Annotated in this window: 18 protein-coding genes; 8 read left to right on the forward strand and 10 right to left on the reverse strand. The window is 72.3% G+C overall.

Going from position 1 to position 26,373, the window contains the following annotated elements; all coding sequences use genetic code 11:
* Positions 1–139: 139 nt before the first annotated feature.
* From A4E84_RS30290 to A4E84_RS30300, 3 genes are all read right to left on the reverse strand, one after another.
* Positions 140–2,698 carry a glycoside hydrolase family 32 protein gene (locus A4E84_RS30290; protein WP_062929575.1) on the reverse strand — a complete coding sequence of 853 codons (2,559 nt, stop codon included), beginning with the start codon at positions 2,696–2,698 and terminating at the stop codon, positions 140–142.
* A 640-nt stretch (positions 2,699–3,338) separates the two neighbouring features.
* Positions 3,339–3,614: a DUF3253 domain-containing protein gene (locus A4E84_RS30295; RefSeq protein ID WP_079129172.1), complete on the reverse strand. Its 276-nt coding sequence runs from the start codon at positions 3,612–3,614 to the stop codon at positions 3,339–3,341.
* A gap of 134 nt (positions 3,615–3,748) precedes the next feature.
* Entirely contained in the window at positions 3,749–6,985 is a 3,237-nt protein-coding gene (locus tag A4E84_RS30300; RefSeq protein ID WP_062929576.1) for an AfsR/SARP family transcriptional regulator, read from the reverse strand.
* A gap of 174 nt (positions 6,986–7,159) precedes the next feature.
* Here A4E84_RS30300 and A4E84_RS30305 point away from each other — a divergent pair, with 174 nt between their 5' ends.
* The 4 genes from A4E84_RS30305 to A4E84_RS42515 all read left to right on the forward strand — a co-directional run bounded on the left by A4E84_RS30305 (position 7,160) and on the right by A4E84_RS42515 (position 12,294).
* Positions 7,160–7,834, forward strand: coding sequence for an NADPH-dependent FMN reductase (locus tag A4E84_RS30305; protein WP_062929577.1), 675 nt, complete (start codon positions 7,160–7,162; stop codon positions 7,832–7,834).
* Complete coding sequence (locus A4E84_RS30310) at positions 7,777–8,580, forward strand: thioesterase II family protein (protein ID WP_062929578.1); 804 nt, start codon at positions 7,777–7,779, stop codon at positions 8,578–8,580. The genes A4E84_RS30305 and A4E84_RS30310 overlap by 58 nt, the downstream gene beginning before the upstream one ends.
* A 2-nt stretch (positions 8,581–8,582) precedes the next feature.
* Positions 8,583–11,348: a BTAD domain-containing putative transcriptional regulator gene (locus A4E84_RS30315; protein ID WP_062929579.1), complete on the forward strand. Its 2,766-nt coding sequence runs from the start codon at positions 8,583–8,585 to the stop codon at positions 11,346–11,348.
* Between the two features lie 352 nt (positions 11,349–11,700).
* Positions 11,701–12,294 (forward strand): hypothetical protein, encoded by a 594-nt coding sequence (locus tag A4E84_RS42515; RefSeq protein ID WP_159029638.1) that lies wholly within the window; start codon positions 11,701–11,703, stop codon positions 12,292–12,294.
* On the opposite strand, the gene A4E84_RS42520 is transcribed toward A4E84_RS42515, so the two are convergent.
* Positions 12,247–14,997: a BTAD domain-containing putative transcriptional regulator gene (locus A4E84_RS42520; protein ID WP_107308398.1), complete on the reverse strand. Its 2,751-nt coding sequence runs from the start codon at positions 14,995–14,997 to the stop codon at positions 12,247–12,249. The two genes, A4E84_RS42515 and A4E84_RS42520, sit on opposite strands and share 48 nt — an antisense overlap.
* A 189-nt stretch (positions 14,998–15,186) precedes the next feature.
* A complete protein-coding gene (locus A4E84_RS30330) occupies positions 15,187–16,788 on the reverse strand; it encodes an aspartate aminotransferase family protein (protein WP_062929582.1) in 1,602 nt (533 codons plus the stop codon).
* Positions 16,789–16,976: 188 nt separating this feature from the next.
* On the opposite strand from A4E84_RS30330, the gene A4E84_RS30335 reads away from it, so the two are divergent.
* Entirely contained in the window at positions 16,977–17,522 is a 546-nt protein-coding gene (locus A4E84_RS30335; protein ID WP_062929583.1) for a flavin reductase family protein, read from the forward strand.
* Positions 17,523–17,715: 193 nt separating this feature from the next.
* Here A4E84_RS30335 and A4E84_RS30340 read toward each other — a convergent pair whose 3' ends face one another.
* The 5 genes from A4E84_RS30340 to A4E84_RS30360 form a co-directional block, all read right to left on the reverse strand.
* Positions 17,716–18,918, reverse strand: coding sequence for an acyl-CoA dehydrogenase family protein (locus tag A4E84_RS30340; RefSeq protein ID WP_062929584.1), 1,203 nt, complete (start codon positions 18,916–18,918; stop codon positions 17,716–17,718).
* Between the two features lie 55 nt (positions 18,919–18,973).
* Complete coding sequence (locus tag A4E84_RS30345; protein ID WP_062929585.1) at positions 18,974–19,423, reverse strand: YybH family protein; 450 nt, start codon at positions 19,421–19,423, stop codon at positions 18,974–18,976.
* 47 nt (positions 19,424–19,470) lie between these two features.
* Positions 19,471–20,895, reverse strand: coding sequence for a flavin monoamine oxidase family protein (locus A4E84_RS30350; protein ID WP_063827523.1), 1,425 nt, complete (start codon positions 20,893–20,895; stop codon positions 19,471–19,473).
* 107 nt (positions 20,896–21,002) lie between these two features.
* Entirely contained in the window at positions 21,003–21,383 is a 381-nt protein-coding gene (locus A4E84_RS30355; protein WP_062929587.1) for a YybH family protein, read from the reverse strand.
* 270 nt (positions 21,384–21,653) lie between these two features.
* Entirely contained in the window at positions 21,654–22,241 is a 588-nt protein-coding gene (locus tag A4E84_RS30360; protein ID WP_062929588.1) for a maleylpyruvate isomerase N-terminal domain-containing protein, read from the reverse strand.
* Between the two features lie 247 nt (positions 22,242–22,488).
* Here A4E84_RS30360 and A4E84_RS30365 point away from each other — a divergent pair, with 247 nt between their 5' ends.
* The 3 genes from A4E84_RS30365 to A4E84_RS30375 all read left to right on the forward strand — a co-directional run bounded on the left by A4E84_RS30365 (position 22,489) and on the right by A4E84_RS30375 (position 26,266).
* Complete coding sequence (locus A4E84_RS30365) at positions 22,489–23,664, forward strand: acyl-CoA dehydrogenase family protein (RefSeq protein ID WP_062929589.1); 1,176 nt, start codon at positions 22,489–22,491, stop codon at positions 23,662–23,664.
* Positions 23,665–23,751: 87 nt separating this feature from the next.
* A complete protein-coding gene (locus A4E84_RS30370; protein WP_062929590.1) occupies positions 23,752–24,639 on the forward strand; it encodes an NAD(P)-dependent oxidoreductase in 888 nt (295 codons plus the stop codon).
* A 205-nt stretch (positions 24,640–24,844) separates the two neighbouring features.
* Entirely contained in the window at positions 24,845–26,266 is a 1,422-nt protein-coding gene (locus A4E84_RS30375; protein ID WP_062929591.1) for a flavin monoamine oxidase family protein, read from the forward strand.
* Positions 26,267–26,373: the final 107 nt, after the last annotated feature.

The raw sequence follows: 26,373 nt of genomic DNA on the forward strand, positions 1-26,373 counted from the left end.
CGGCTCCGGCAGGCGTTCGGGATCACCACCCACTTCCGACCGGGCCCCCTGCTTCGCGTCGCTTCCCTGAACGCCTGCCTCGTCGGAGGCCGTGCGCCACAAGCCGCTCCCGGCCGACCGGCGCACGGCCTCCGCCGCGTCACCGCCAGACGGACCCCAGCTGCCACGCGCGCAGGGCGTCGAGGGTGGCGGTGCCGCCTTCGGCGAACACCTCGACGCCGGTGCTGGAGGGGTCGGGGAAGATCTGGTCGGTGATCACGGCCTCGCCGTCGCCGCCGAAGACCTCGACGGACGACCAGTCGACGAGGACACGCAGCTTGACCTTGCCGTTCTCGGCCTTCAGGGGCGCGGTCTGCACGCCGGGGAAGGTGCTGTGGAAGTCCCCGGTGCCGGAGCGGGTGCGGTCGACGTACAGCTCCTGGGTGGTGGTGTCGTAGCCGATGACGGTCTCCTCGCCGCCCGCTCCGGTACGCACCTTCAGGCCGAAGCGGTCGGCGTCCTTGAGGGAGAAGGTGGCCTCGATGTCCAGCGCCTTGCCCTTGGCCCCGGGGCCGGTCAGGGGCTTCGATGTGCTCTTGAGGGTGACGCCGGACGCTGTTGCCGGGCGCTTTTGGCGGAGGGACTCCAGGCTGCCCACCGGCTTGCTGGTCAGCCGCGTTCGGCCGTCGACGGTGCGCAGGGCCATCTCCCTCGGAATGCTCTGTGCGCCGCGCCAGGGGGAGGTGGGGACGGACTGGCCGTAGTCCCAGTTGTTCATCCAGCCGATCATGTAGCGCTTGCCGCCCGGTGCGTTCTCCCAGGACACCGCCGCGTAGTAGTCCTTGCCGTAGTCGGCCCAGTCGGCGCGCTGCACGACGGACTTGGCGGGCTTCCCGGCGGCGGTGAACTGGTCGGCCATGACGTGGCCCCAGCCGGCCGTGTTCATGTCCACGACCTGGATCTGCGCCTTCTTGCCGACGTAGGGGCGCAGGTCGAAGGACGCCCAGTCCAGGGTCTCGCTGTCGGCGCCGGTGGCGCTGCGGACGACCTTGCCGTCGACGATCAGGTTGACGGAGGTTTCCTGGGAGACGCGCTGTGCCTGGCTGTCGGACAGCATGATGTGGTCGACGTTGACGTGGCCCCAGCCGCCGGTGTTGTCGTCGACGATCCTGATCCGCGCCTGCTTGCCGGCGAGGTCGCTGACGTCCCACGAAGCCCAGTTGAGTGCCTCGGCGTCCTTTCCGGTGGCGCTGCGGACGACCCGGCCGTCCACGAGGAGCTCGACGGCGGTGGGGTCGGCGGAGCCGGCGGGGTGATTGCCGCCGCCGATGAGGAAGTTGATGTGCTTCTTGTCGACGGTGAACTCGGGCGAGGTGAGGGTGCCGGTGGTGGAGTCGCCGTTCAGGAAGGTGTTGGCCAGCCCGTCTCCGAGGAAGCCGGAGACCTGTTGCTGGCCGGGGAGCGTACCGGCGGCCGGTGCGGTGCCGAAAGCGTCTCCGGTCTTCGTCCAGTCGCCGTAGGTGCCGCCTTCGAAGTCGGCGAGGACCGTGCCCTCGGGCGGAGTTCTGTCCATGACGGTTCCGGCCTCGTGCGGATGCCGCCCGCCGCCGATCCTGAAGTTCAGGTAGGGGCTGTCCACGGTGAATTCGGGTGAGGTGAGGGTGCCGGTGGCACCGTCACCGCCGTGGAAGCTGTTGGCGAGACCCTTGCCGTCGAAGCCCGAGACGGTCCCCTGACCGTCCACCGCGCCCGCTGCCGGCCCCGGGCCGAACGCGGCCCCGGTCGCCGTCCAGTCACCGAAGCCGGCGCCTTCGAAGTCCTGCACGACCGTGCCCGTGGGCGGGGTGTAGGTGCCCTTGTCGTCGGGGGTGAACTTCTTGCCGTCGAAGTCGCCGACGAAGTACTGGGCGGCCGAACCTCCCGCGATGCCCCCGGGGTTGATGTTGACGACCAGGACCCACTTGATGTTCTTCTTGTCCCCGTCGACGGCGAGGGGGAACAGGTCGGGGCACTCCCACACGCCGCCCGTCGCGCCCTGCGGCCCGAACTCGCTCTGCAACTCCCAGTCCTTGAGGTTCTTGGACGAGTAGAACCGCACTTTGTGCTCAGCGGACAGAGACACCGTCATCAGCCAGCTCTTGGTCGGCTCGTACCACTGGACCTTGGGGTCACGGAAGTTGGTGGAGCCGATGTCGATGACGGGATTGCCCTCGTACTTGGTCCAGGTGCGGCCCCGGTCGGTGCTGTAGGCGAGCGACTGGGCCTGCTTGCCGCCGTTGTTGTAGGCGCTGGTGTAGATCGCCACCATGGGCGGGTTCTTCTTCGTGCCGAACCCGGTGGTGTTGTTCCAGTCGACGACCGCACCACCGGAGAAGACCATCTCCTCGTCGTCGTGCGACAGGGCGAGCGGCAACTCCTCCCAGTGCACGAGGTCCTTGCTCACCGCGTGCCCCCAGGACATGTCGCCCCACGAGTTGCCGTTGGGGTTGTACTGGTAGAAGAGGTGGTACTCGCCCTTGTAGTACACCAGGCCGTTGGGGTCGTTCATCCAGTTCTTCTCCGGAGTGAAGTGGAACTGGGGTCGGTAGGTCTCGGTGTACGGCGGGGTGTCGGCTGCGACGGCATGGGGAGCGAGCGGGGCTGCCGACAGGGCACAGACGGTCGCCACCGCCGCCATCATCCGTGTGCGGGCATGCCGGGATACGCGTGCAGGGCTCATGGTGTCTCCTTGTCCCGCGGCCGCCGGCGCAGTGGTGACTGCGGCTTCTGCGCGACGGACCGAAAAAGGCACCCCGGGCCGGTGCCGGCTGTCCGTGCCGTCGCCCCGGGGTGTCATCGTTGACATGTGTCATCGATGACAGCGAGTGCCCGATTATGAAGCCCCATCCGGCTGCCGCGTCAACGGTCCGGGCGTGATTGCTTGGATATGAAGGGCAGTTCGCCGGGCGTCGCGGTTCGAGGTGGGCGGCGTGGGTGTGCCTCGGCATGCTTCGAAGAGCGGTTCCGGAACCGGTTTCGACAGTGGTTCCGGCAGTAAACTCTCAAGAGGACGATGCAGGCGAGGCGAGCTTCGGCCCGTGGCCATCGTCAAGAAGGTGTCAAGGAGGGGTTCGGCTCCCCGCGACCGCCGTGGCCGGCATCGGTATCGGTCGCCGTCAGCACCGCGACCCAGTCCGGGTGGGATCGCGTACCGCGAAAGTCAGGTCCGCGGCGTCGTGGTGGAACCTGAGCGCGCAGAGACTCTCCCAGGCAGACAGCCGCGCGTACGCATCGTCCTGCTCCTGGCCGTTCACTCCGCCGACGTACGAAGCCGAGGGGGCAGCCGCCACAGGTGACCCGGGGCATGCGCGGCCGGGCCGTTACCGATGCGCGCGACGGATGCGGATGGGGCCCCGGGCTTCGGTCTCCGCGACGGGCCGGCCGGCCTGGGTCACCTCGACCCTGCCGGCCGCCACCAGACGCCAGGCCGCTCGCCGGGCCGGTTCCATCAGAGCCCGCCAGCCGCCGTCGTCGCCCTCGTAGAGCTCGCGCGCGGCGTCGGACGGACAGATCGAAGCAGTGGCTGCACGTCGCTCCAGCAGGTCCATGATGACCTGCTCCAGCCGCTCAGTGAGCTGCCGATCCGTCTCCGCCACGCCATCCAGTGTGGCACCGTTCGCGGGGGTGGACGATCCCACCGAGCAGACCTGGCCCGGCGTTCGGCGAGGGCGGCGGCGAGACGATGGCCCGGTGCACGTCCAGGTCACACGCAGGGCGGTCCACGACCGGCTCACGTCGTCCGCGGGTGGGCCTCCGCCAGGACCTCCGCCTCATGGGTGCGTCGGGTGCCCGCCGTGAACTCGCTCGTGTACGTCTTCTCGTCCAGCGCGGCGCGCAGACGGGCCGCGATGCGCTCCACGTCCCCCCGCTCCGCCTGGGGGTGCGGGGCGCCGGCCCGTTCCCGGGCCGCCGCCGCCGTACCGAGGAGGCGGGTCGCGCGGTGCGGGGCTCCTGCCAGGGAGTAGGCGCCTGCCAGGCCTTCCAGGGCCAGGGCGACCGAGCGGGGGTCCTTGGTCGTGGCGGCGGCTGCGAGGCCGTCCCGATGACAGGCCAGGGCACGGTCGGCGTCGCCGCGCTGCTCGGCGATGAACCCCAACTCGGCCAGGACCAGGGCCAGTCCCGGGCCGTCACCGCGGCGGCGGTTCCAGGCGAGCCAGGGCCGCAGCCACTCCTCGGCGGCGTCGAGGCGGCCCTGGCGGCGGGCGCTCAGGGCGAGGCCCAGCGCGGCGAACTGCTCCGCCGGCTGGTTGCCCTGCCCCTCCGCGATCCGCAGGGCGCGTGTGTGCAGGTCGTCGGCCTCGTCGTAGCGCTGGGTGAGCAGGGCGATCCGGCCGAGACCCGACAGCTTCGTGGACATCTCTGGCCAGGTCTCCAGGGCCTGGGCGATGCGCAGGCTCTCCCGGTGCAGCTGGGCGGCGAGGTCGTAGTCACCGTTGATCTCGGCCAGCCTGCCCAGCACGTCCGTCGTCTTCAGCCGGCCCCACAGGTCGCCCAGTTCAGCGAAGTGGGCGCGGGCTTCCTCGGCGTTGCCGCGCAGCGACTCCAGGTCCCCGCGGGCCAGGGCGAAGCACGCGCGCGTGGTCAGCGCGGCGGCGGTGCCCCACGCGTCCCGCAGGGTGCGGAAGCGCACCAGGACGCGCTCGACCCGCTGCTCGCCCTTGACGAGCGCCCCCACCGTCCACTGCGCGTGCGCCAGGAACCACTGGGCCCTGGTCGACTCCAGGGTGGACTCCGGCGGGTACTCCTCCAGGGCGTCGCACTCCCGGTCGTGCTCGCCGAGCAGCAGCCGGATGCCCGTGTACCAGAACACCGCCTCCACGCGCTCCTCGGGCGCGGCCTCACCCGGCGTGTCCAGGGCCGTCGCCAGCGCCCTGCGGGCCTCGCCCAGCCGGCCGCGGACGTACCAGTACCAGGTCAGAGAGTTGACCAGGCGCAGTGCTTCCTGCGCGGCTCCGGCCCGGTCGGCCTCGGCCAGCGCGCGCTGCACATTGGCCGCCTCCAGGTCCAGGTACTGGAACCAGCGCGACTGCTCCCGCTCGTGCAGATGCGGCCGGGCCCGCTCGGCGAGCCGGACGCAGTGGCGCAGATGCCGGGCGGCGGTCCCGGCGTGCTCACCGGACTCGGCGAGCTTGTCACGCGCGTAGACCGCTACCGACTCCAGCAGTCGGTAGCGCGGGCCCTGCGGTCCCTCGGTGCGGACGGCCAGCGAGCGTTCCACGAGCAGGCTCAGCGCGTCGAGGACGTCGGCGGGGGACACACCGCCGCCGGAGCACACGTCCTCGGCGGCCCGCAGTCCGCACCCCTCGCCGAACACCGACAGCCGGCGCAGCACGGTCCGTTCCCGGTCGTCGAGCAGGCCCCAGCTCCAGTCGAGTGTGGCCTGCAGCGTCCGGTGGCGTGAAGGGGCGTCCCGGTAGCCGCTGTTGAGCACTTTGAAACGGTCGTCGAGCCGGTCGTGCAGTTCCCTGATGCCCAGCGATCTCACGCGCGTGGCGGCCAGTTCCAGGGCGAGCGGGATGCCGTCGAGACGCCGGCACACATCGGCGACCAGCGGGGCGGTGGTGGCGTCGAGCACGAACTCCGGATCCGTCGCCCTGGTCCGGTCGACGAAGAGGCGTACGGCCCCCGCGCTCGTCAGGGCGTCGAGGTCCGGGCCGTCCTCCGGCGGCAGGGACAGGGGCGCCACCGGATACACCGTCTCGTCACGGGTGCGCAGCGGCTCCTGGCTCGTCGCCAGGATGCGCAGCTGCGGGGCCCGGTTCAGCAGCAGACCGGCCAGTTGTGCGACGGCCTCCACGACGTGCTCGCAGTTGTCCAGCACGAGCAGCAGTCTCCTGCCGGCCAGAGCGTTCGCCAGGCGGTCCGTGGGGCCCTTGGCGTCGTCGTCGGAGGTGCTCTCCCGGATCCCCAGCGTCGCCATGACCTGCTCCGCCAGCGCCTCCGCGCCGGCGAACCGCTCCAGGCCTGTGGCGTCCGCGAGTTCCACCAGCCAGGTGCCGTCCCCGAACGCCCCCGCCAGAGACTCCGCCGTGGCCTGGGCGAGGCGGGTCTTGCCGACCCCGCCCGGCCCGGTGAGCGTCACCAGGCGGCGCTGTGAGAGCAGGGTCCGGATCGCCCGCACGTCCTGCTCGCGGCCCACCAGGGGCGAGGCCGACCCGGCCGGCCCCGGCCCCGCCGGCACCCCCACGGCGGGCGGCGCGGGCGGCTCCGGCCGGGCCAGAACCGGATCGTGGCGCAGGATGGCCTGCTGCAGGGCCTCCAGGGACGGCCCGGGAGTCAGCCCCACCTCCTCGTCCAGCCGACGCCGCAGGTCGTTGAAGCAGTCGAGCGCGTCGGAGGAGCGCCCCGCCTGGTACAGCGCCCACATCAGCGCGCCCCGCAGACCCTCGCGCAGCGGATGCTGCGCCACCAGCTCCGTCAGCTCGCCCACCAGCAGACTGTGCTCGCCCAACTCCAGCCGCACGGCGGCGTGTTCCTCCACCGCCGTCAGCCGCTCCTCCTCCAGGCTCGCCGCCGTCGGCAGCACGGACGGCTGGTCCGCGAACTCGGCGAAGGCGGGGCCGCGCCACAGCGCCAGCGCCTCGGTGTAGAGCGCAGCCCGCGTCACCGGGTCCGCACCGGAGCGGGCCCGGGCGACCAGTTCACGGAACCGCCCGGCGTCGAGCGCTCCGGCCGGGACGTCCAGGACGTAACCGGGCGGCCGGTGCGCGATCAGTTCGCGGCCGCCCGTCTCCGCGTCCTCCAACGCGCGCCGTAACTGGGAGACTTTGGCCTGGAGCGACGCCGTCGGCCGGGCCGTGAACGTCGAGCCGCCCCACAGGTCCTCGATGAGCCGTGCCGCCGGGACGACCTGCCCGTGGTGGGCGAGCAGATCGGCGAGGAGCATCCGCACCTTGACTTCGGGTACCCGCACGACACGACCCTCGTCCGTGCGCACCTCCAGCGGCCCCAGCACCCCGAATTCCATGATCTCAGCGTAACCGGCCGACGACGGGCGCGACGTGCGACGAAAAGGGCTCGGCCACCCCTGTGAAGGGCCCCTCCGAAGCGCTTCCGAAGCCGTCCGAAGCGAATCCGAAGGGGCATATGCCAGGGTTCCCCGAGGAATGCGGTTTCGGTGGGGCGCGGAGGGCGGGGGCAGGTGGCCGAGAATGAGCGACTGCGGCTGGCGATCATCATCGGCAGCATCAGGAAGGGCCGGTTCGGGCACGTCGCGGCGGAATGGCTGGCCTCCCGGGCCCGGCTGCGGCCCGACTTCGACGTCGACGTCATAGACCTCGCCACGGCCTGGCTGCCCGACGTGATGTCCGCCGACCCCACGGCGCCCCGCCCCCAGGCCGTCAAGGACCTCGCGCCCTGGCTGGAGGCGGCCGACGCCTTCGTGGTGGTCACCCCCGAGCACAACCAGACGTTCCCGGCGTCCCTGAAGAACGCGATCGACTGGTACGACGAGGAGTGGCACGCCAAGCCCGTCGGATTCCTCTCCTACGGCGGCGCCTCCAGCGGGCTGTGCGCGGTGGCGGCCCTGCGCCAGGTCTTCGGTGAGGTCCACGCCGTCCCGGTGAACGAGACCGTGAGCTTCCACAACTACTGGGAGCGGCTCGGGCCCGACGGCACCCTCGCCGCCTCCGACGACTGGCACGTGTCGGCCCGGCTGATGTTCGACCGCCTCAGCTGGTGGGCCGGTGTACTGCACCGGGCCCGGGCGGAACGCGGCTACCCCGTACCTCAGACGAACAGACAGGAGCGCAACGCGCCATGGACGGCCAGTGGTTCCGACGTTTCGGCGATCCCGAGCCCGACGCTCTCAAACTGATCTGCTTCCCGCACGCCGGGGGCGCGGCCAGCGCGTACCAGCCGCTGTCCCGGCGGCTCCGACCGCACGTCGAGGTACTGGCCGTGCAGTACCCCGGCCGGCAGGACCGCCGGCTGGAGACCCCGGTGACGGACATCGGGGAACTCGCCGCCGTCATCGCCGGGAAGCTGACGGACGGGGAAACGGCAGCGCCCTTCGCGTTCTTCGGTCACAGCATGGGCGCGCTGGTGGCGTACGAGACCGCCCGGCTCCTGGAGGAGCGCGGGGACCGGGCACCCGGGCGGCTCTTCCTGTCGGCCAGGGGAGCGCCCGGGCCGCGGCCCGGTCCGCACGACGTGCTGCCGGACGACGAAGCGATCCTGGCCGCCGTACGCCGGCTCGGCGGGACCGGCGTGGCCCTGTTCGACGACCCCGAGCTGGTGGCAATGGTGCTGCCCGCTCTGCGAGCCGACTACGCGGCACTCGCCGCGTACTCCTGGACACCCCGGGAGCCGCTGCACACGCCGGTCACCGTGCTGTGCGGCGACGCCGACCCGGTCGTCTCCGTCGAGGAGGCGGCCGGCTGGCGTGCGTTCACCCGCGCCGAGAGCGAGGTGCGGGTCTTTCCCGGCGGTCACTTCTATGGGGACCAGCGGCTCGATGACGTGGCCGAGGTGGTACTGCGCGGCGTCCGCTCGGTGAGCGCCGCGCGGGCGGGCAATGGCGCCTGCCATGACCGAACACCGGTGTCCGACGTACGGGGGTAGGCGTGGAGTTCAAGGTTCTCGGGCCGCTGGAGGTGGTGAGCGGCGGGCGGAGTCTGCCGCTGGGCGGCGTCAAGCAGCGGGCGGTGCTCGGGCTGCTGCTCCTCCACGCGAACCAGGTGGTCGCCACCAGTCAGCTCCTCGAGGCCCTGTGGCCCGAGGACGCGCGGCCGGTCACGGCACGCAAGATGGTGCAGAACGCCGTATGGGGTCTGCGCGCCCTGCTGGAGAGCGGCGACGGCGAAGGGCACGAGCCGCCGCAGCTGCTCACCCGGGCGCCGGGCTACATCCTGCGCGTCGATCCCGAGCAGCTGGATGCGACCCGCTTCGAACGCGCCGTCGCCGCGGGCCGGGCGCGCCTGGACGCCCATGAGGCGGCCGAGGCCGCCGAGTTGCTGGGGGAGGCCCTCGGGGAGTGGCGCGGCTCGGCCCTGTCGGACCTGGCCGAACAGGGAGTGGAGTGGGCCGAGCTCACGGCGCTGCGGCAGCTGCGGCTGGACGCCATGGAGGACCGCTTCGAGGCGGAGCTGGCGTGCGGACGGCACCATGCCGTGCTGGGTGAACTCACCTCGCTGGCCGAGGCCGAGCCCCTGCGGGAGCGGCTCTGCGGGCAGCTGATGCTCGCCCTGTACCGCTGCGGTCGGCAGGCGGAGGCCCTGAGCGTGTTCAGCAGGGTGCGACAGGCCCTGGTCGAGGAGTACGGCCTGGAACCGTCCGCCGCCCTGCAGACCCTGCAACACCGCATCCTGCGCCACGACCAGGCGCTGGCCTGCCCCACGGAGGCCCGGGCGGAACCGGGAGCCTCCGAAGCGGGCGCACCGCGGTGGCACGGGGTCGCGGAGGCGGACCCCGTGCGGGCACCGGCCAGGATCACCGCCCACCCGGGGCCCGCCGGGCCGGCCGGGCCGGATGGCACGGCAGCACCGGAACCCTTGCGTGCGCCCGCGCTCGCGGGGGCCGGTGACCGGACGCGCCTGCCGTTGAGCTCCGGTGGCGCGCAGGCCGGTGACCGGCTGCGCATGCCGCTGTCCGCCGGTGGCGCGGAGGGTGCCGACCGGTCGCATGCGGGGGCGTCCTCCGGGAACGCCGAGGGGGGCGGTCGGCTGAGCGGCCGGGCGTCCTTCGGCGCTGCGGACGGAGACGGCCGTCCGGGCGGGGCGTCCTCGTACGGTGTCGCGGCGGGGGGCGGCGGTTCGAGTGGCGCGCCCTCGTACGGACTCGCGGGCGGGGGCGGCCGTTCGGCCGTGGTGTCCTCGTACGGCGTCCCCGAGGGCGGCGACCGGTCGCGCGGGGCAGCGATCGCGGGGGCTTCCTCGGCGTCGATCGCCGGGGCCGCCTCGGGCGTGGGCAACGGGGCCTCGTACGGCGTCGTGGAGAGTCATGAACGGCCGGGCGGGGCAACGGGCTTCGGCGTCGCCGACGGAGGCACCGTCGCCGAGCGGCGGGACGTGTGCGTGCTCGTGGTGTGCACCGAGTCCGCCGGGGACGCGGCGGCCATGGGGAGCGAACAGCTGGACACCTCCCTGCACGACGCGGTCACCGTGCTCACCGAGAGCGTCGAGAGCCGCTCGGGGACGGTCGTCGGCTCCATGGGAGGGCTGTGCGCCGCCCTGTTCGGGCTGCGGTCCGAGCGCCCCGAGGCATCGCTGAACGCGGTGCGCGCGGCCTTCGAGGCCCGTGAACGCCTGGCCACGCGGGCGGGCATGGTGATGCGCGCCGTGGTGATCTCCGGCAAGGCGATCGTGCGGCACGACCCGCACGACCCGACTGCCGCCGTCTCGGTGGTGGGCACCCTGCTCGACAAGGCGCACGGACTGCTCTCCGGCGTTCCGGAGGGCGAGTTGTTCGTGAGCGACGACGTGGCCGGCGACACCGGCGCGTGGGTGGGCTACGACGAGACCGTCCACGCCGCCGACGGCGCCCTCGGCATCCGCAGGGCCCGAACCCTGCGCACGGAGGAACCAGCCGGGCATCGCACCGACCCCGGGCGCCGGCCCGAACTCGCCCTGCTGGAGAACCTGCTGGAGTACTCCCGCCACCACGACGTGCCCTCCATGCTGACGGTGCTCGGCGATCACGGGGTCGGCAAGACCCACCTGCTCGCCCAGTTCGAGCGCCGTGTCGTGGGGGACACCGACGCGGTGCGGGTCCTGCGGCCGCGCCCCCCGCAGGGCGGCCAGGACGCCGTCGCCGTCGCGGCCGCACTGCTGGACGCCTGGGCACCGCCGCACGGAGCGCGGCACGACCCGCCCGAGCAGCGGCTCAGAGCCGTGGTCCGCTCCGCCGTCGACTCCGACGTGGACGCCGCGCGGCTGCTGCGCGTGCTGTGCCCCGCGCCCCCTCCCGGGCTGCCCGGGACCGGGGCCGACCTCCTCGCCGCTTGGGGCGAGGTGATCGAGCACGAGGCACACCACCGCCCCGTGGTCCTGTGCCTGGACGACCTGCACCTCGCCGACGACGTGGTGCTGGACTGGGCGGAGAGCCTGGGCGGCGCCGGCACCGGGGCCCTGCTGGTCGTCGCGTGCGGCCACTCCGACCTGCTGCGCCGCCGGCCCATCTGGGGCAGCGGCTGCGAGCACGCCGGCCGGCTGACCCTGTCGCACCTGCGTGAGCCGGCCGCCGCTCCGCTGCCGCGGCGCACGCTGCCCTTCCCGGACTGCCGCCCGCGCCGGCAGGAGGAGCGGGCGAGGCCGTCCGGCCGGATCCACGCCGGGTTCCGGGGCAAGGGCGCCGAGCCGGTCGAGGCCCGCCCCGGGCGCCGGGCGGTGTGACGACCGGGCCGGTCTGTGGGCGTCTTGGTGTGGTGGGGTGGCCGGTTGGTCGGGCGTCTTGGTGTGTTGGGTGGCGTGACGACACGGTCGGCCGGGGGCGTCTTCGCGTGGTGGGCTGTGGGGTGGCCGGTCGGTCGGGGGCGTCCTGGTGTGTTGGATGGCGTGACGACCGGGCCGGTCTGTGGGCGTCTTGGTCTGGTGGGCTGTGGGGTGGCCGGTCGGTCGGGGTCGCGTCGGGGCGTGGTGGGTCGTGTGACTTCCGGGCCGGTGCCGTTTCGGCCGGGCCGGGTGATGACCGGGGCGAGGAGTCGCGAATGGGTGGCTCGTGGACGGGGCTTGATGTGCTGTCCGCATGGACATCGCAGCCCCACGCACCCCACGCACTCGCCGCCCCGCGCACCCCTCGCCCCGCCCCGGGCACGTATCCGCCCCCGGAGAGATGGACACCCCGCTGGCCGTCTTCGTCGGCACCCAGTTCGCCGCGGCCCTGCACGAAGGGCTGAGCCGGGCCGGCCGCCCCCGGGACGCCCGGCCCGCACGGCCGGACGACTCCCAGCCCCTGGCCCGCCCGCCCGGGCGCACGGCGGCGCCGCAGGACGCCCTGCTCGCCGAGCACGCCGGGGAGATACTCGCCCGCTTCGGCACCGGGCTCCGGGCCGTCCCGGGCGTCACCGCGGCGGAACGGGCCCGGATGACCGCGTGGGCGCGGCGGGTCCTCGGCGTGGCCGGGCCCGCCGGCCCGGTCGGCGGGGGAGTGGCGGCCCCCTGGGCGGCACTGGCGGGGCCCCTGCTGGTCGAATCGGCCGCGGAGGTCCTGCCCGAGGACTCCGCGGACGCCACCCGGGCCCTGGGCGCCCTCGCCCGTGCCATACGCCTCACCGGCACGGGCGGGACGCGCTCAGGCGACCTCGGACTCCCGGACCGGCGGAAGCAGAGACTCCAGTAGCCGGTCCAGGGCGTCGCCCGTCTCCGGGCTGAGACTGAGGGTCACCGTGCGCGGATGCGCGGTGGCCCATCCCGGCCGCCGGTCCGGCAGCCGGGAGTCCGCGCCGACGACGATGAGCAGCGGCAGTCCCGCATGGGTCTGCGTCAGCCGCTCCACCATGTCCAGCAGCGCGTCGTCGGCGTGCTGGAGGTCGTCCCAGATCAGCACCAGCGGCTGCTCGCGCGCCGCCCGCGCCAGGAACGTGCCCCAGGCCCGGAGCAACTCACCGGGCTGCTCGCGCTCGTGCGCCGCCCGTTGCGGTGACAGCAGCCGGGCCAGGGGCGCGTACAGATCCGCTCCGGCCGCCACGCCACCGCCGAAACGGTTCAGCGTGGCCCGCAGCCGCGCCAGGGCGTAGGGCTCCGGGGTGCTGGGGTCGATGCCGCAGTAGGCGGCCAGGATCTCCGCCGGCACCGACAGCGCGGAGGCGGTGTGCGGCGCCGGAACCGTGCCGGCCAGCACCCGTACGGGGCCGCCGTGGCTCTCCTCGACCCGGCGCTGGAACTCCATCAGCAGGCGCGTCCTGGCCCGGCCGGACCCTTCGATGAGGGTGATCAGATGTGCCGTCGAGCGCTGCCGGGAGCGCAGCAGGGTGTGCTGCATCAGCTCCAGCTCGCCGACGTGGGCACCGCCGCCGGGCGGCGCCCACGCCAGGTCCGTGACGTCGTCGTGCAGGGCGTGCAGTTCCCACGGGGCGAGGGCCGACGCGCAGGCCCGCCGGAACGTCGCCGCCCGCTCGACCTGCCGGTGGGTCTCCTCGCAGACGTGGATCTCCCCGGCCTGTACGTGCGCCAGCATCGTCCGGCAGGTGTCGACGAGCCTCCCGCCGCTCCACAGCGGCGGCGGGTCGTCCGACGGCGTCCGGGGCAGCAGTGCCTCCCCGGACGCCACGGCCGCGTGGACGGTGAGGCCGCGCACGGCGGCCTGCGGCGGTGCGAGCGTGCCGGTCGGGACGCTGAGGCTGTCGCGGACGGCGGCCGCGGTACGGACCGCGCGCTCGGCGCTGTCGGCCGGGTCGGTCCCCTCGGCGAAGACGGAGAGCACCGTCGAGCCGAGTACGGCCGTGACCCGGCCGCCGTGGAGTTCGGTCTTCTCCCGGGCGATCTGGGTCAGCGCGTCGACCACCCGGTCCCGGTCCTCGGCCAGCACCCGGCCCAGGTCCGCGCCGAGCCCGAAGCGGAACATGACCACGCTGGCGGTACGGGATTCCCGGCTTCCGGGGGAGGAGACCTTGGCGGCGGGGACAGCAGGGGCGCTGGGGACGGCCGGCCCGCCGCGCGCGGGCGGATCGGAGCATGCGGCCCGCATCGCGCGTGCGGCCGGTGCCGCCGGTGCCGCCGGTGCCGCCGGTGCGGCCGGTGCGGCCGGTGCGGTGAGTGCACCCGGCTCCGAGCGTGCACCCGGCTCCGCGCGTGCACTTGGCTCTGTGGGTGCGCCCGGATCCCTGGGTGCACCCGGAATCGTGGGTGCACCCGGAATCGTGGGTGCGCCCGGATCCGTGGGTGCGCCTGGATCCGTGGGTGCGCCTGGATCCGTGGGTGTGGCCGGATCCCTGGGTGCGGTCGGATCTGTGGGTGTGGCCGGTTCTGTCAGGGCGGCCGGTGTGACGGGAGTCCTTGGTTCCGTGGGTGTGGGCGCTGTGGCGGGGGCGCCAGGTTCGCTGGGTGCGGTCGGTGCGGTGCGGGCGCCCGGCCCCCTGCGTACGGTCGGTACGGCAGGCGCGGCCGGCCCCGGGGACGCCGTCGCCGTAGCCGGGGGTGCGGGCCCGGGTTCGGAAGCGGCTGTGGAGGCCGCCGCCGCGAGGGCCGCGGCGGGCAGGGGCCGGGACGGTGCGGGCCGGGGAGCCGGGGCGTGGTGCTTCGGCTCTTGGTCGCCCGCCGTGCGAGGCGCTTCCAGCGTCGGGTCCTGAGTCAGGATCGCCTGCTGCAGCCGGTGCAGTTCGCGTCCCGGCTCCAGCCCGAGCCCCTCCACGAGCGCGGTGCGCACCCGGCCGAACACCGCCAGCGCCTCGGCCTGCCGTCCGCAGCGGTACAGAGCCACCATCAGCTGCCCCGAGGCGCGTTCGCGCAGCGGCTCGGCGGCCACCAGACTCTCCAGGTCGGGCAGGACCAGCTGGTGCCGGCCGCAGGCGAGAGCGGCCTCGAAGTGGTCCTCCATGACGTCGAGCCGGCGGTTCTGCAGGGCCGTCAGCTCCGGCCAGCAGACACCTTCCTCCACCAGGTCGGAGAGGACGGGCCCGCGCCACAACGCCAGGGCCGCGCCGAGGGAGCGGCGGGCCCGTTCCACCTCGCCCGCCGCCAGGGCGGCACGGCCCGTCGACACCCGCTGTTCGTAGTCGAGCAGGTCGACGCGCTGCTGGGGCACACGCAGCAGATAGCCGGGTGCTCGGGTCAGCAGCTCGGGGCTCTGCTCGGTCCGGGGCGGCCGCGACAGGACGCCGCGCAGCTTCCAGACGGCGTTCTGCAGGATCTTGCGGGCGGTCATGGGCGCGTTGTCGTCGGCCCACAGGGCGGACAGCATCTGGCTGGTGGACACCACCTGGTTCGCGTGCAGCAGGAGATACGCCAGCACGGCGCGCTGCCGGTGCCCGCCCAGGTCCACCAGGCTGCCCGGCGGTCCCCCCGCCGGCTCGACTTCCAGTGGCCCCAGTAAGCGGAACTGCATGAACTCCCCCGTCTCACTTGCTCCGGCGTGCTGCGTTTCCCGGGACCGGCGTGCCGCCTGACGGGATGTCATCGCGGTCTGCTGCCCGTACTGCGTCCGGCCGGGGCGCCGGCCCGGTCATGGCCGGCGCCTCACCGGAAGGCCCCTGGGAGTCCGCCGGTGGGGGGAGGCGGCGGATCCAGGGATGGATCAGCGGCCCGCGGCGGTGAGTTCGTCGCCGGCCTGCTTGCGCAACAGTGTGCACACGTCATGCAGTCCGGCGTACAACTGACCGAGTTCGGCGTCTGTGACATAAATCGAGGGTTCGAAGCGCAACGTGCCGACCGCGCTGGCCGTCGGGAACGTCCGCACCCGGTGCCGGCGCAGCAGATGGCCTGCCAGGAAGTAGCCGAAGAGGCCGCTCGCCGCGATCTGACGCAGTTCCGGCGAGGAGGCCTCGGACTGGTCGTGGAATTCCAGCCCCTGCATCAGCCCGTGCCCGCGCACGTCCGCCACCACGTCGGGGAATTCCGCCCGCAGCGCGTCGAGTTTCGCGCGCAGTGCCGCTCCGCGTTCCTCTGCCCGGCGGTAGGCCGCGCCGCCGTCCCGCTCCAGCAGTTCGAGAACCTTCAGGGCGATGTGGGAGGAGAAGCTGTCCTTGGCAAAAGTTGAACTGTGCACAATTTCGAAATCCCGGCGGTAGCGCTTCTCGCGCACCAGCATGACGGACGCCTTCGCGATGCCCCCGCCGAGTGTTTTGGCCAGGGTGTAGTAGTCACCGCGCAGACCGATCCGGGAACTGGCGAGCAGCGCGCCGGTGCGGCCCATTCCGCTCTGGATCTCGTCGACGACTACGGGGCAGTCGATCCGGGCGCAGAACTCCTGGATCTCCCGGGCGAACGCGCGGGACAGCACGCGGATTCCGCCCTCTCCCTGAATGGGCTCGACGAGGAAGGCGCAGAACACGGGGAACGCGTGCTCCGTCACCGTGATCCTGCCCTCCTCCGCCGTCAGGCCCAGCAGGACCCGGCGTTCACGCGCGTAGACGGCGTTCAGATCCTCGGGGCTGTCGTGCGGGACGAACCGCGCCTGCGCGGCGAGCGACTTGAAGGGCAGCCGGTAGCCCTCGTTGTGGGTGAGCTGCACGCTGCCGGCGAGCTTGCCGTGGAAGCCGCCCTCCAGGGCGAGGAACAGCGGCGGGGACGCGGCGGTCTCGTCGTTGTGGCGCCTGATCGCCGCCTCCAGCAGACGGACGGCCTCGTTGCCGTCGGCGGCGAGGGCGACCCCGAGACGGGCGGCTGCCTCTCCGTGGACGGTGGCGGACCCGTCGGCCACCGCGGCGCGTGCCGCGGCGAGTCCGGCGTCGACGGAGCCGAGCAGTTCGGCCACGCGCATGCCCCGGTCCAACTCGGCGTGTTTCACGGCGGCTTCCACCGCTTCCGCGCCACTGTTGCCGAAGATGGCGTAATAAGGCTCGTCCTCAGCGAGTTCACGCGCGATGATGCGGTTCAGTTCGGCGGCCAGCCGGTTGGCGTACGGGTGGCGCGAGAACTGGGCGTGGATCGGTGTATGTTCGGCGAGCAACTGCCGGGCGTACGCGGTGATCTCGGGGTGGTGGTGACCGAGCAGCACCGAGCCGTAACCGCCGGCGAAGTCGGCCACCGGGAACTCGGCGCCGTCGTCGTCCCGTACGTACAGGGTGTTTCCTTCGGCGCGCACGTATTCCACCGCCAGCCCCGCGGTGTCGAGTACCTGGCGCAGATAGGGCTCGGCGAGTTCGCGTTCCGCGGCTGCGGCGGAGGTCTGAGTCATGTCATCAGAATCCGATGACCGGGTAAACATCCGGTCATTGAAAGGTCATCGGTGACGCCTGGTCACAGAAGGCCCACCGGTTACCCGGGCATGAAGGAACCGCGAGACGCCGCGGTTACGTTGATTGCGCCGGCTGCCCCTTCCGTGCGGACGGCCCAGTCGTGTCCCGTGACCCATCGGAGAGTGGCATGAATTCCGCGTCCGCCGAACTCGATCACGCTGCCGTGCGTGCCGGTCACCCGCCGGTCCGCCCGGACCGGTTGCGCGGGGTGATGTCCCGCTTCGCCACCGGAGTCACGGTCCTCACCGTCGGCGGGGAGCACCTGCACGCCATGACGGCGAACGCCTTCAGCTCGGTCTCCCTCGACCCCCCGTCGGTGCTGTGCAGCGTCGGACACAGCGCCGTCATGCACGGTGCCCTCACGGGGGCCGGGCGCTTCGCCGTGAACATACTCGGCGCCCACCAGGAGCCGCTCGCCCGGCACTTCGCCGACAAGAGCCGCACGCTGGGTGCCGCCCAGTTCGAGCGCGTCGACTGGCGTGCGGGCGAGCACACGGGAGCGCCGCTGCTCGACGACTCGGTGGCGTGGCTGGAGTGCGAGCTGACCGAGTCGCACGCGTTCGGTGACCACACCATCTTCATCGGCACCGTGCTGGCGGCGGGCGAGGGCGCGACCAGCGACGGGCTGCTCTTCGTCAACGGCCGCTTCGGGAAGCCCGCCACCACCTCCTGACCGGCACGGCTCCCTGACGGCCGGCATGGCCCCCTGACCGGTCGTACGACCCCCTGACCGGTCGTACGACCCCCTGACCGGCACGGCCCGCTGACCGAGGCCGGGTCCGGCGGACGCGGAAGGGCGGCACCACCCTCCGGTGGTGCCGCCCTTGTGCGTGTCACGGCCTCCCGCCGCCGCGGGAGGCCCGCCGTCACAGGAAGTACGTGCCCGGGTCCATGCCGACCAGGACCCGCCCCTGGACCTCCAGGTTGGCGTCCCGCTGGACCAGGGCGTGCAGCGAGAAGCCCTGGATGTCGCGGTGGAACCGTTGCAGGGCGACCTCGCGCCGGATGACCGAGCCGCCACTCGCCCCGTACAGCAGCTCCACGGCCTCCTTGGCGAGCTGCGCCGCGTACGCCGTCCGGCCGCGGATCACGGCCTTCTCCTCGTCGGTGGGCTGCTCACCGGCGTCGGCCCGGGTCTGCAGGACCTCCAGACACAGGTCCGCCAGACCCTCGGCGGCGTCGATCCTGTTGGCGGCCGTGGCGACCTGGATCTGGGTGAGCGGGTGCAGCTTCTGGTCGGTCCAGTCGGTGTACGTGATCCCCCGGCCCGGCAGGCGCTCCAGGAACAGCTCGTACGCGCCGCGGGCGATGCCGGTGAACGCCGCCGTCACGCCGGACAGGACGTAGCCGAGGAGACCGTAGTTGCGGCCGGTGGCGCCGGAGTTCGCACGGTCGCCCGTCGCGCTGACCATGGCCTCCTCCAGGGAGACCACGCGGTGCGCGGGCACGAACACGTCCTCGGCGGTGGTGGTGCAGCTGCCGGTGGCGGCTCCCGCGCTGACGTGCCAGTCGTCGGTGACCTCCAGCTCGGAGACCGGCACCAGCGCGACGAGCTCCTCCGTGGTCCCGTCGGGACGCTCCACCATCGCGGCGAGCAGATCCCAGTCGGCGCCCAGCACACCGGAGTTGTAGCGCCAGGTGCCGTTGAGGCGGTAGCCGCCGTCGACGGGGGCGAGGGTGCCGGTCGGGGCGAAGACGATGGACACCCGGGTGCTGCCGCTGTCGAACACCTCCTGCTGCGCCCGGTCGGGGTAGAGGGAGGCGCACCAGGTGCTGGTGAGCCACACCATGGTCAGCCAGCCGGTGGACGGGCAGCCGCGCGCGACCTCGGCGATGACCTTGAACTGGTCGGCGACGCCGAGGTCGAGCCCGCCGTGGGCGCGGGGCACCGCGGCGCGGAACACCCCGGCCTTGTCCAGCAGCTGGATGTTCTCCTCGGGGATCCAACGCCGTTCCTCCGCCTCCGCGCCGTTCGCGCGCAGGGTGGGGACGGCATCGCGTACGGCGTCCAGCACGGACGCCAGGGCTTCCTGGTCGGTCACTGTCTCTCCGTCGTTTCGTCGGGCCATCTGGGGTGTCCTGCACGGCGGAGCCCCCCTGGCGCGCCAGGGGGGCTCGCGGGGCTCACTGGTCGGCGACGAGACCGGTCGCGGCCACCGGGCGGTCGATGGCCATCAGCCAGCGGCCGTCCTCGGTCTTGCGGAGCACATCGGTGCAGACGCCCTCCAGCCGGACCGGCTCACCGTCCGGGCCCGTGCTGTCGATGGCGTACTCGACGCCGATCAGCGCCACGTCCCCGGCGACGTACGAGTGGGTGACGCGCGCCTCCAGGGTCGGCTTCGACGCCAGGAACTCCTTGAAGAACGCCAGCCGGTCGGCGCCCGTGAGGGGCTCGCCGGAGAAGTTCGATATCGAGTCGCCGAGGTAGAGGCGGTTGAACAGCTCGCCGTCACCGGAGTTGAAGACCTGGATGAAGATCTCGTTCTGGATGTCGGTGTCGGCGGTGAGGTCGGGCCGTTCCGGGTCGAAGGGGACGGTGAAGGACGTGGCGGACGTGGCCGGCGTTGCTGACATGGGGATGCGGTTCCCTTCCGGGGGGGGGGTGGGTGATGCCTGGGTGGTCATTCCTCGCCCGCTGCCTGCCGGGCGGCACGCAGACCGGACTCGATGGCGCCGTCGATGTAGCCGCTCCAGCCGTTGGCTATGTCGCCGCTGGCGAAGGAGAGCCGCCCGCTGGTGAAGGTGACCTCCGGGTAGAGCGTGGTGAGCTGCCGCGGCTTGCGGAACGCCCAGCCGCCGCGCGCGTAGGGGTCGCGGCCCCAGTCGTGGGCCTTGACGCCGATGACGTCCAATTTCACGCCGAGCTGCTGCACGGCCTTCTTCACCTGGGCGGCGTTCGTCGGATCGAGCCCGGGATCGGTGCTGAAGGCGACGTAGAGCATGCCTTCGGAGGTTTCCTTGAACGGCAGCAGCATGGGGATCGGCGAGCCGCCCTCGGCGCCCTGGCCGTAGACGCGGCCGGCTCCCTTTCGGGCGTGGATCCACAGCTTGACCGCGTTCTTCACGGCGATGCCCTGGCTCGTCGCGGTGGTGAGCGCCGGGGGCAGGGACGGGCTGAACTTGACCGTGCTCAGGGCGTTGACCGGCATCGCGACCACGACCGCGGTGGCGTTGTAGACGGTGCCGGAGGTGGTGGTGACGTACACCAGGGATCCGGTGTCGTTCACCGAGGCGACCGGCGAGCTGAGCTTGATCGTCGGTTTGGCCTCGTTGACCATCGCCTGGAGCAGCGCCTGGGTGCCCTTGGCGATGCGCCAGCGCATGGTGTCGTTCCAGCCCGCGTTGGTGTGGCCGGCCAGGGCCCACCAGTGGGCGAACATCGTGAAGGCGCCGGCCGTGCTCGCGCCGCCGGCGTAGACCGCCGTCTGCCCGTTGACGAGGAGTTCCTCCTCGGGCGTGAGGGCGAGCTGGGTCAGGCGGTCGCGCAGCGTCAGCTTGTCCAGGCTCTGCAGCAGGTCGGCCCGGTGCAGGGGCTGGAACGGCTTCTCGAAGTACGTCCGCGTGCCATCGAACATGCGCTCGAATACGGTGCCCATCCGGCCGAACCCGTCCTCGGGCGTGAACTGCCGCGGGCCGTTCGGCGTCGGCAGCCACGTGGTCGAGATCGGCTCGTCCTCCTCCAGCGCCAGCTTGTAGCGCGTGAGTTCGGCGCCGAGGTAGGGCTGGGTCGGCTCGACCCAGGTGCCGCCCCGCTCGATCAACTGGCCGCCGTAGGTGTCCGTCCAGGTGCGGCCGCCGATGCGGTCGCGGGCCTCCAGGACGAGCACCCGCTTGCCGCGGGCGCGCAGTTCGCGGGCCGCGGTGATGCCGGCGAAACCCGCGCCGATGACGATGACGTCCCAGTCCGCCGCGGCGCCGCCGGTGGCGGCGGAGGCCGCCGGGGCGACCGGGGCGAGGGCGGCTGTCGCGACGGCGGCCGCCCCGGCCGCCTTGAGCAGGGTGCGGCGCGTCGGCCGCCGCCCGCTGATGGGTCCGGTGGTGTGCATGGTGCTGTGTGTCCCCCGTGTACTCGGTGCGGGCCCGCCGTGCGGAACCGGCATGTCACTCATGGGCCAGGTGCTTTCAGTTGTGCGTGCGGCGGCGCTCGCGCCGGTCAGCTCGCCTGGCCGAACGGGTCGTCGATGGCGTAGCGCCACACCCCGTCCTCGCCCCGGGTCAGCACGTCCACCCCGACGCCGGCCAGGTGTTCGGTGGTGCCGTCGGCGCCGGTGATGTCGATCGTCCAGTCGACGATCATCAGCGCGGTCTCGCCGGTCGCGAACACCTGGCGGGGCTTGGCCGCCATCCGCGGCCGGGCCTGAAGGAATTCCCGCTGGTACTTCCGGCGTTCGTCACCGGTGAGCGGCTTGCCCGGTTCCCAGACGGCGACCGCGTCGGCGGTGTAGAACTTCTCGACCGTCTCGAAGTCGCCGGCGTTGACGGCCTCGACATAGCGGGCGGTGTGGTTTTCCAGTTCCGCGACGAGCTCGGACATGGCGGAAATCAACCTGCCTTCTTGGCTGGAGAGACGTTTGAGGGGAACGTTCAGGAGAAAGGAACGTTCCATGCGGGTGTCTGCACGACCAGTGCGGGTGCTCGTGCATTCCGTGGCCGACACTATTCGGGCCGGTTCAACGTTCCAGCCACGCTGCGGTAATGCCGTGGTCTCCGCCGGGCAGGGCGCGACATGACAATGCCGCCGGGCGACTGGATGGAGTCGCCCGGCGGCAGGTGGTCCGGTGAGCGGGGGAGTGCGGGAGCGGCCTCAGGCCTGGCGCACCCGGCCGTCCCAGCGCCAGGCGCCGCGGCGGGGCAGCCCGGGCAGTGTGCTGCGTCCCGTGCACCACAGCAGGGTGTCGGCGGGGGAGTGGCCGGTGGGCGCGTCGGGGAACAGCCGCTCGACCACGGGCGCCGCCAGGGCGTCCGAGGGCGTGTAGTCCACGCCTACCGCCTGCGCGATGTCCCGCCCGTGGACGACGAGTTCGAGCACGCCCATCGCGGCGAAGCCGGCCGCGTCGGAGTGCCCGTACGGGTGCCAGGCGCGGACCTCCGGCGGAGTGTCGCGGACGGTGCCGGCGAGCAGGGCGCCGGCGATCCGAATGCCCTCAAGGGCGGCCGGCACCGGAGCGTGACCGTCGATCGAGGAGAACAGGGTGATGTAGCGGTCGGTGGGGCGGGCGATCAGCAGGCCGGCGTAGCCCACGACCCCGAGCGCGATGTGCGACAGGGTTTCACGACAGCTCCAGTCCAGATCACCCGCCTTTCCGCGCCAGTTCTGATCGGCTCCCTTTTCCAGTGCGGAGGTGGTGTCCTCGGCCGCAGTCCGTACGAGTTCGGGCCATGAAAGAGTCATGCTGGGATGTTCCCACACGGGCCGCTCCGAGCACCGCCCGACCATTTCCCGGTCAGTGCCCGGTAATTGCCCGGTAATGGTGCGTCAAGTCCCCTGTTCTTTTCCGGTGGTGTGGGGGTGATGACCGGGCGATGGGTGTGCTCTTACTCATTTCTCCGACCCCTTCAGTAAGGTTTCGAACTGCCGGGGAGCGTTGGGTTCTCGCGCCTCTCGACCGGCAGTAGGAATCACAATCGAGGAGCCGGAAATGGCCACGAACGACGACCTGGCAGCCGTACTGGAAGCCGTGGACAGCATCGTCCCGACCCTGCGCGAGAACGGCCGCGCCGCCGAGGACCGCGGCTGGCTGCTGGACGAGAGCATCGAACTCCTGGAGAAGGCCGGGGTGTTCCGCATGGCCGTGCCGCGCCGGTTCGGCGGGCTCGACCTGCCGCTCGCCGACCAGGCCCGGGTCATCACCGAGATCGGCCGCGGCTGCCCGGCCGCCGCCTGGGTGACGATGGTGTGGGTGACGAGCACCTGGACGGCGACGCTCTACCCCGACCGGGCCCAGGAGGAGGTCTTCGCGTCCGGCTCCGTCAAGATCTCCAGCGCGTTCGCGCCGACCGGTGTCGCCGTCCCCACCGAGGGCGGCTACCTCCTCAACGGCACCTGGAAGTTCAACACCGGCTGCAAGGGCGCCGACTGGGACTTCACCGCCGCGATGGTGCGCAACCCGGACGGCACCGAGGGCGAGATCATGGCCCTCGTCCCCATGTCCGACCTCAAGATCGTCGACGACTGGGACGTCTCGGCCGGGGCCGCCACCGGCAGTGCCACCGCGGTCGCCGAGGACGTCTTCGTGCCGGCCCACCACGCCGTGTCCTTCGAGGAGGTCATGGTCAGCGCCACCGGCGACCGCTCCAACACGGGCGCCACCGGCCGCAACTACGGCCTGCTCAGCTTCGTCATGGCCGAGTGCGCCGCCGTGTTCATCGGCATCGCCCGCGGCGCCTACGAACTGTTCCTGGAGCGCCTCCCCGGCCGCGGCATCACCTACACCGACTGGACCGACCAGAAGCTGCACCCGCTCACCCAGATCCAGGTCGCCACGGCCGCCAACAAGATCGACGCCGCCGAGGCGCTGTCGGCCCGCTGGCTCACCCTCCTCCAGGAGCGCGCCGACGCCGGCGAGCAGCCCACCGACGAGGAGAAGGCGATCGTGCGCGGCCAGACCGGCTTCGCCGCCCAACTGGCCAAGGAAGCCGTGGAGATCCTCCACAACGCCAGCGGCGGCTCCGTCATCCGGCGCGACGTCCACCTGCAGCGCTTCCACCGCGATATCCAGGGCTTCTCGCTGCACGCCCTCGCCAACGCCGACGTCAACCTCGAACTCCAGGGCCGCGTCCTGGTCGGCCTGGAGCCCGGCACCGTCTTCCTCTGAGTCGACGCCCCGGACCGTCCCGTTTCACCGGCGCGCCCCGCGTGCCGGACCGTACAGCACACCACTTCGTACTGGAGGAACACATTCATGGGTGACAACCACACCTCGGTGTCGGTGCTCGGCCTCGGCCTGATGGGGCAGGCCCTGGCCGCCGCCTTCCTGAAGGCGGGCCACGCCACCACCGTGTGGAACCGTTCGGCGGACAAGGCCGACGGCCTCGTCAAGGACGGCGCGGTCCTCGCCGCGAACCCCGCCGACGCCGTCGCCGCGAGCGACCTCGTGGTCGTGTGCGTGTCGACGTACGACGTGGTGCACGACGTCATCGGCTCGCTCGGCGACGCCCTGCGCGGCAAGACCGTCGTCAACCTGACCACCGGCTCCTCCGAGCAGGCCCGGCAGACCGCCGAGTGGGCGGAGAAGAACGGCGCCAAGTACCTCGACGGCGCCATCATGATCACCCCGCCCGGCATCGGCGCCGCCACCTCCGTCCTCTTCTACGCCGGTGACCAGGCCGTCTTCGACGCGCACGAGCCCGTGCTGAAGCTCCTCGGCGGCGGCACCACCTACCTCGGCACCGACCACGGCAAGCCCGCCCTGTTCGACGTGTCGCTGCTCGGCCTGATGTGGGGCGCCCTCAACAGCTTCCTGCACGGTGTGGCCATCGTGGAGACCGGCGGCGTCAAGGCGCAGGAGTTCCTGCCGTGGGCGCACATGTGGCTCGACGCCATCAAGATGTTCACGGCCGACTACGCCGCGCAGATCGACGCCGGCGACGAGAAGTTCCCGGCCAACGACGCCACCCTGGAGACGCACCTGGGCGCGCTCAAGCACCTCGTCGAGGAGTCCGAGGCGCTCGGCGTCGACACCGAACTGCCCAAGTACTCCGAGGCGCTGATGGAGGGCATCATCGCCCAGGGCCACGCCAAGAACAGCTACGCCAGCGTCGTGAAGGCGTACCGCCGCCCGAACCAGTGAGCACCGGGCCCGGTATTCGCTTCACCCCCTGACGAAGGGGCCGGTTCCGAATCCCCCGTCGGAACCGGCCCCTTCCCCGTGCCCGCACACCGGCGCACCCGAATCGGAAGCGCCTTTTCACCGTCGTTTCCGCCCGTCGTTTCCGCCCGTCGATTCCGTGCGGTTTCCGACCCGCAATTCCCGCTCTTCGCGAAAGGTGTGTTCCATGACCGAGAACGGCGACAGCACGACCCCTCGCGCCCACGGACGCGTCACCAGAAGAACGCTGCTGAAGGCGGCGGGCGCCACCGCGCTCACCGCCGGCGCCGTCGCCGCGACGGCGTCCCCCGCCGCGGCCGACGACAAGCCCTACGACGCCATCGTCGTAGGCGCCGGATACGCGGGCGGCACCGTCGCCCGCGAGCTGGGCGCCCGCGGTATGCGGGTCCTGGTCCTGGAGGCCCGCGGCCGGATCGGCGGCCGCATCGAGCCGGGCACGCTGGCCGGGCACCACGTCGAACTGGGCGGCGGCTGGTTCGGCCCCGGCCAGGACCTCGTGGCCCGCGAACTGAAGCGCTACTCGCTGACCACCACCGAGGACGTGCACGCCACCCGCATGGTGATGCCCGGCCCGAACGGTTACGCCAGCCACTCCCCGCAGGAGGCCGGCGCCCGGCTCAACAGCCTGTTCGCGGACTTCTACGCCGGGTCCGAGCAGTACTTCGAGCGGCCCTACGAGCCGCTGCACCGCAAGGACCTGCTGGCGTCCGTGGACCGCCTCTCGCTCGCCGACCGCATCGCACAGCTCCAGCTGACCGGCGTCGACCACGACTGGGTGAGCGGCGCCACCTCGGTCTTCGCCGGCGGCAACAAGACCGGCTCCCTGACCGGCCTCGCCCAGTGGTACCAGCTCGCCGGCGGCACCTACGACAAGTTCCTCTCGGTGATGAGCGAGCTGCCGCAGGGCGGCATGATCTCCATCCTGGAGCGGATGCTGCGCGAGTCCGGCGCGACCGTCAGCCTCAACTCGCCGGTCACGGCGATCCGCGAGCGCGGCGGCCTCACCCACGTCGAGGTCCGCGGCGGCCGGGTGCACAAGGCGCCGGTCGTGGTGCTCGCCACGCCCGTCAACATGTGGTCGACGCTCACCTTCGAGCCGGGCCTGCCCAAGGTGTACACCGACGCCGCCCGCGAGGGCCTCGGCGTCCCGCACGCCACCAAGCTGTGGCTGCGGGTGAAGGGCACCTCCGAGGCGGTCTCGGCCCAGGCCCCGGAGGGCGCCCCCATCCTGCTGCTCATCCCGCAGAAGCAGCTGCCCGACGGCCGCATCTTCGTGGCCTTCACCGGACCCGCCCTCGACGTGTCCGACCCGCAGGCGGTGCGCGCCGCGGTGCGCGGGCTGCTGCCGGAGGCCAGGGTCGCCGAGTACCGGGCGAAGGAATGGCACAAGGACCCGTACGCGCGGGGCGGCTGGGGCCTGCGCAGGCCGGGGCAGCTCCTGCGTCAGCTGCCGGACATCCAGCAGCCGTTCGGGCGCATCGTCTTCGCGGGCGGTGACATAGCGAGCGGCTGGAACGGGGCCTTCGTCGAAGGCGCCCTGGAGTCCGGCTTCCGTGCCGCGGACCAGGCCGCGACCCTCGCGGGCTGACCGACGGCAGCGCCATGACCGGGCGGTGGAGAACGGGAAGTGCGGTTCTCGTCCACCGCCCGGTCATGGCGCCTTCTTCTTTTCCCCCTCCTTTCGTCCCGGCCGAA

The organism is Streptomyces qaidamensis (assembly GCF_001611795.1).
Taxonomy (GTDB): domain Bacteria; phylum Actinomycetota; class Actinomycetes; order Streptomycetales; family Streptomycetaceae; genus Streptomyces; species Streptomyces qaidamensis.

Excerpts from the sequence above, each read along its gene's own strand:
- A4E84_RS30290 (WP_062929575.1), bottom strand. The coding sequence starts at position 2,698 with ATGAGCCCTGCACGCGTATCCCGGCATGCCCGCACACGGATGATGGCG.
- A4E84_RS30300 (WP_062929576.1), bottom strand. The coding sequence starts at position 6,985 with ATGGAATTCGGGGTGCTGGGGCCGCTGGAGGTGCGCACGGACGAGGGT.
- A4E84_RS30310 (WP_062929578.1), top strand. The coding sequence starts at position 7,777 with ATGGACGGCCAGTGGTTCCGACGTTTCGGCGATCCCGAGCCCGACGCT.
- A4E84_RS42515 (WP_159029638.1), top strand. The coding sequence starts at position 11,701 with ATGGACATCGCAGCCCCACGCACCCCACGCACTCGCCGCCCCGCGCAC.
- A4E84_RS42520 (WP_107308398.1), bottom strand. The coding sequence starts at position 14,997 with ATGCAGTTCCGCTTACTGGGGCCACTGGAAGTCGAGCCGGCGGGGGGA.
- A4E84_RS30330 (WP_062929582.1), bottom strand. The coding sequence starts at position 16,788 with ATGACTCAGACCTCCGCCGCAGCCGCGGAACGCGAACTCGCCGAGCCC.
- A4E84_RS30335 (WP_062929583.1), top strand. The coding sequence starts at position 16,977 with ATGAATTCCGCGTCCGCCGAACTCGATCACGCTGCCGTGCGTGCCGGT.
- A4E84_RS30340 (WP_062929584.1), bottom strand. The coding sequence starts at position 18,918 with ATGGCCCGACGAAACGACGGAGAGACAGTGACCGACCAGGAAGCCCTG.
- A4E84_RS30345 (WP_062929585.1), bottom strand. The coding sequence starts at position 19,423 with ATGTCAGCAACGCCGGCCACGTCCGCCACGTCCTTCACCGTCCCCTTC.
- A4E84_RS30350 (WP_063827523.1), bottom strand. The coding sequence starts at position 20,895 with ATGCACACCACCGGACCCATCAGCGGGCGGCGGCCGACGCGCCGCACC.
- A4E84_RS30355 (WP_062929587.1), bottom strand. The coding sequence starts at position 21,383 with ATGTCCGAGCTCGTCGCGGAACTGGAAAACCACACCGCCCGCTATGTC.
- A4E84_RS30360 (WP_062929588.1), bottom strand. The coding sequence starts at position 22,241 with ATGACTCTTTCATGGCCCGAACTCGTACGGACTGCGGCCGAGGACACC.
- A4E84_RS30365 (WP_062929589.1), top strand. The coding sequence starts at position 22,489 with ATGGCCACGAACGACGACCTGGCAGCCGTACTGGAAGCCGTGGACAGC.
- A4E84_RS30370 (WP_062929590.1), top strand. The coding sequence starts at position 23,752 with ATGGGTGACAACCACACCTCGGTGTCGGTGCTCGGCCTCGGCCTGATG.
- A4E84_RS30375 (WP_062929591.1), top strand. The coding sequence starts at position 24,845 with ATGACCGAGAACGGCGACAGCACGACCCCTCGCGCCCACGGACGCGTC.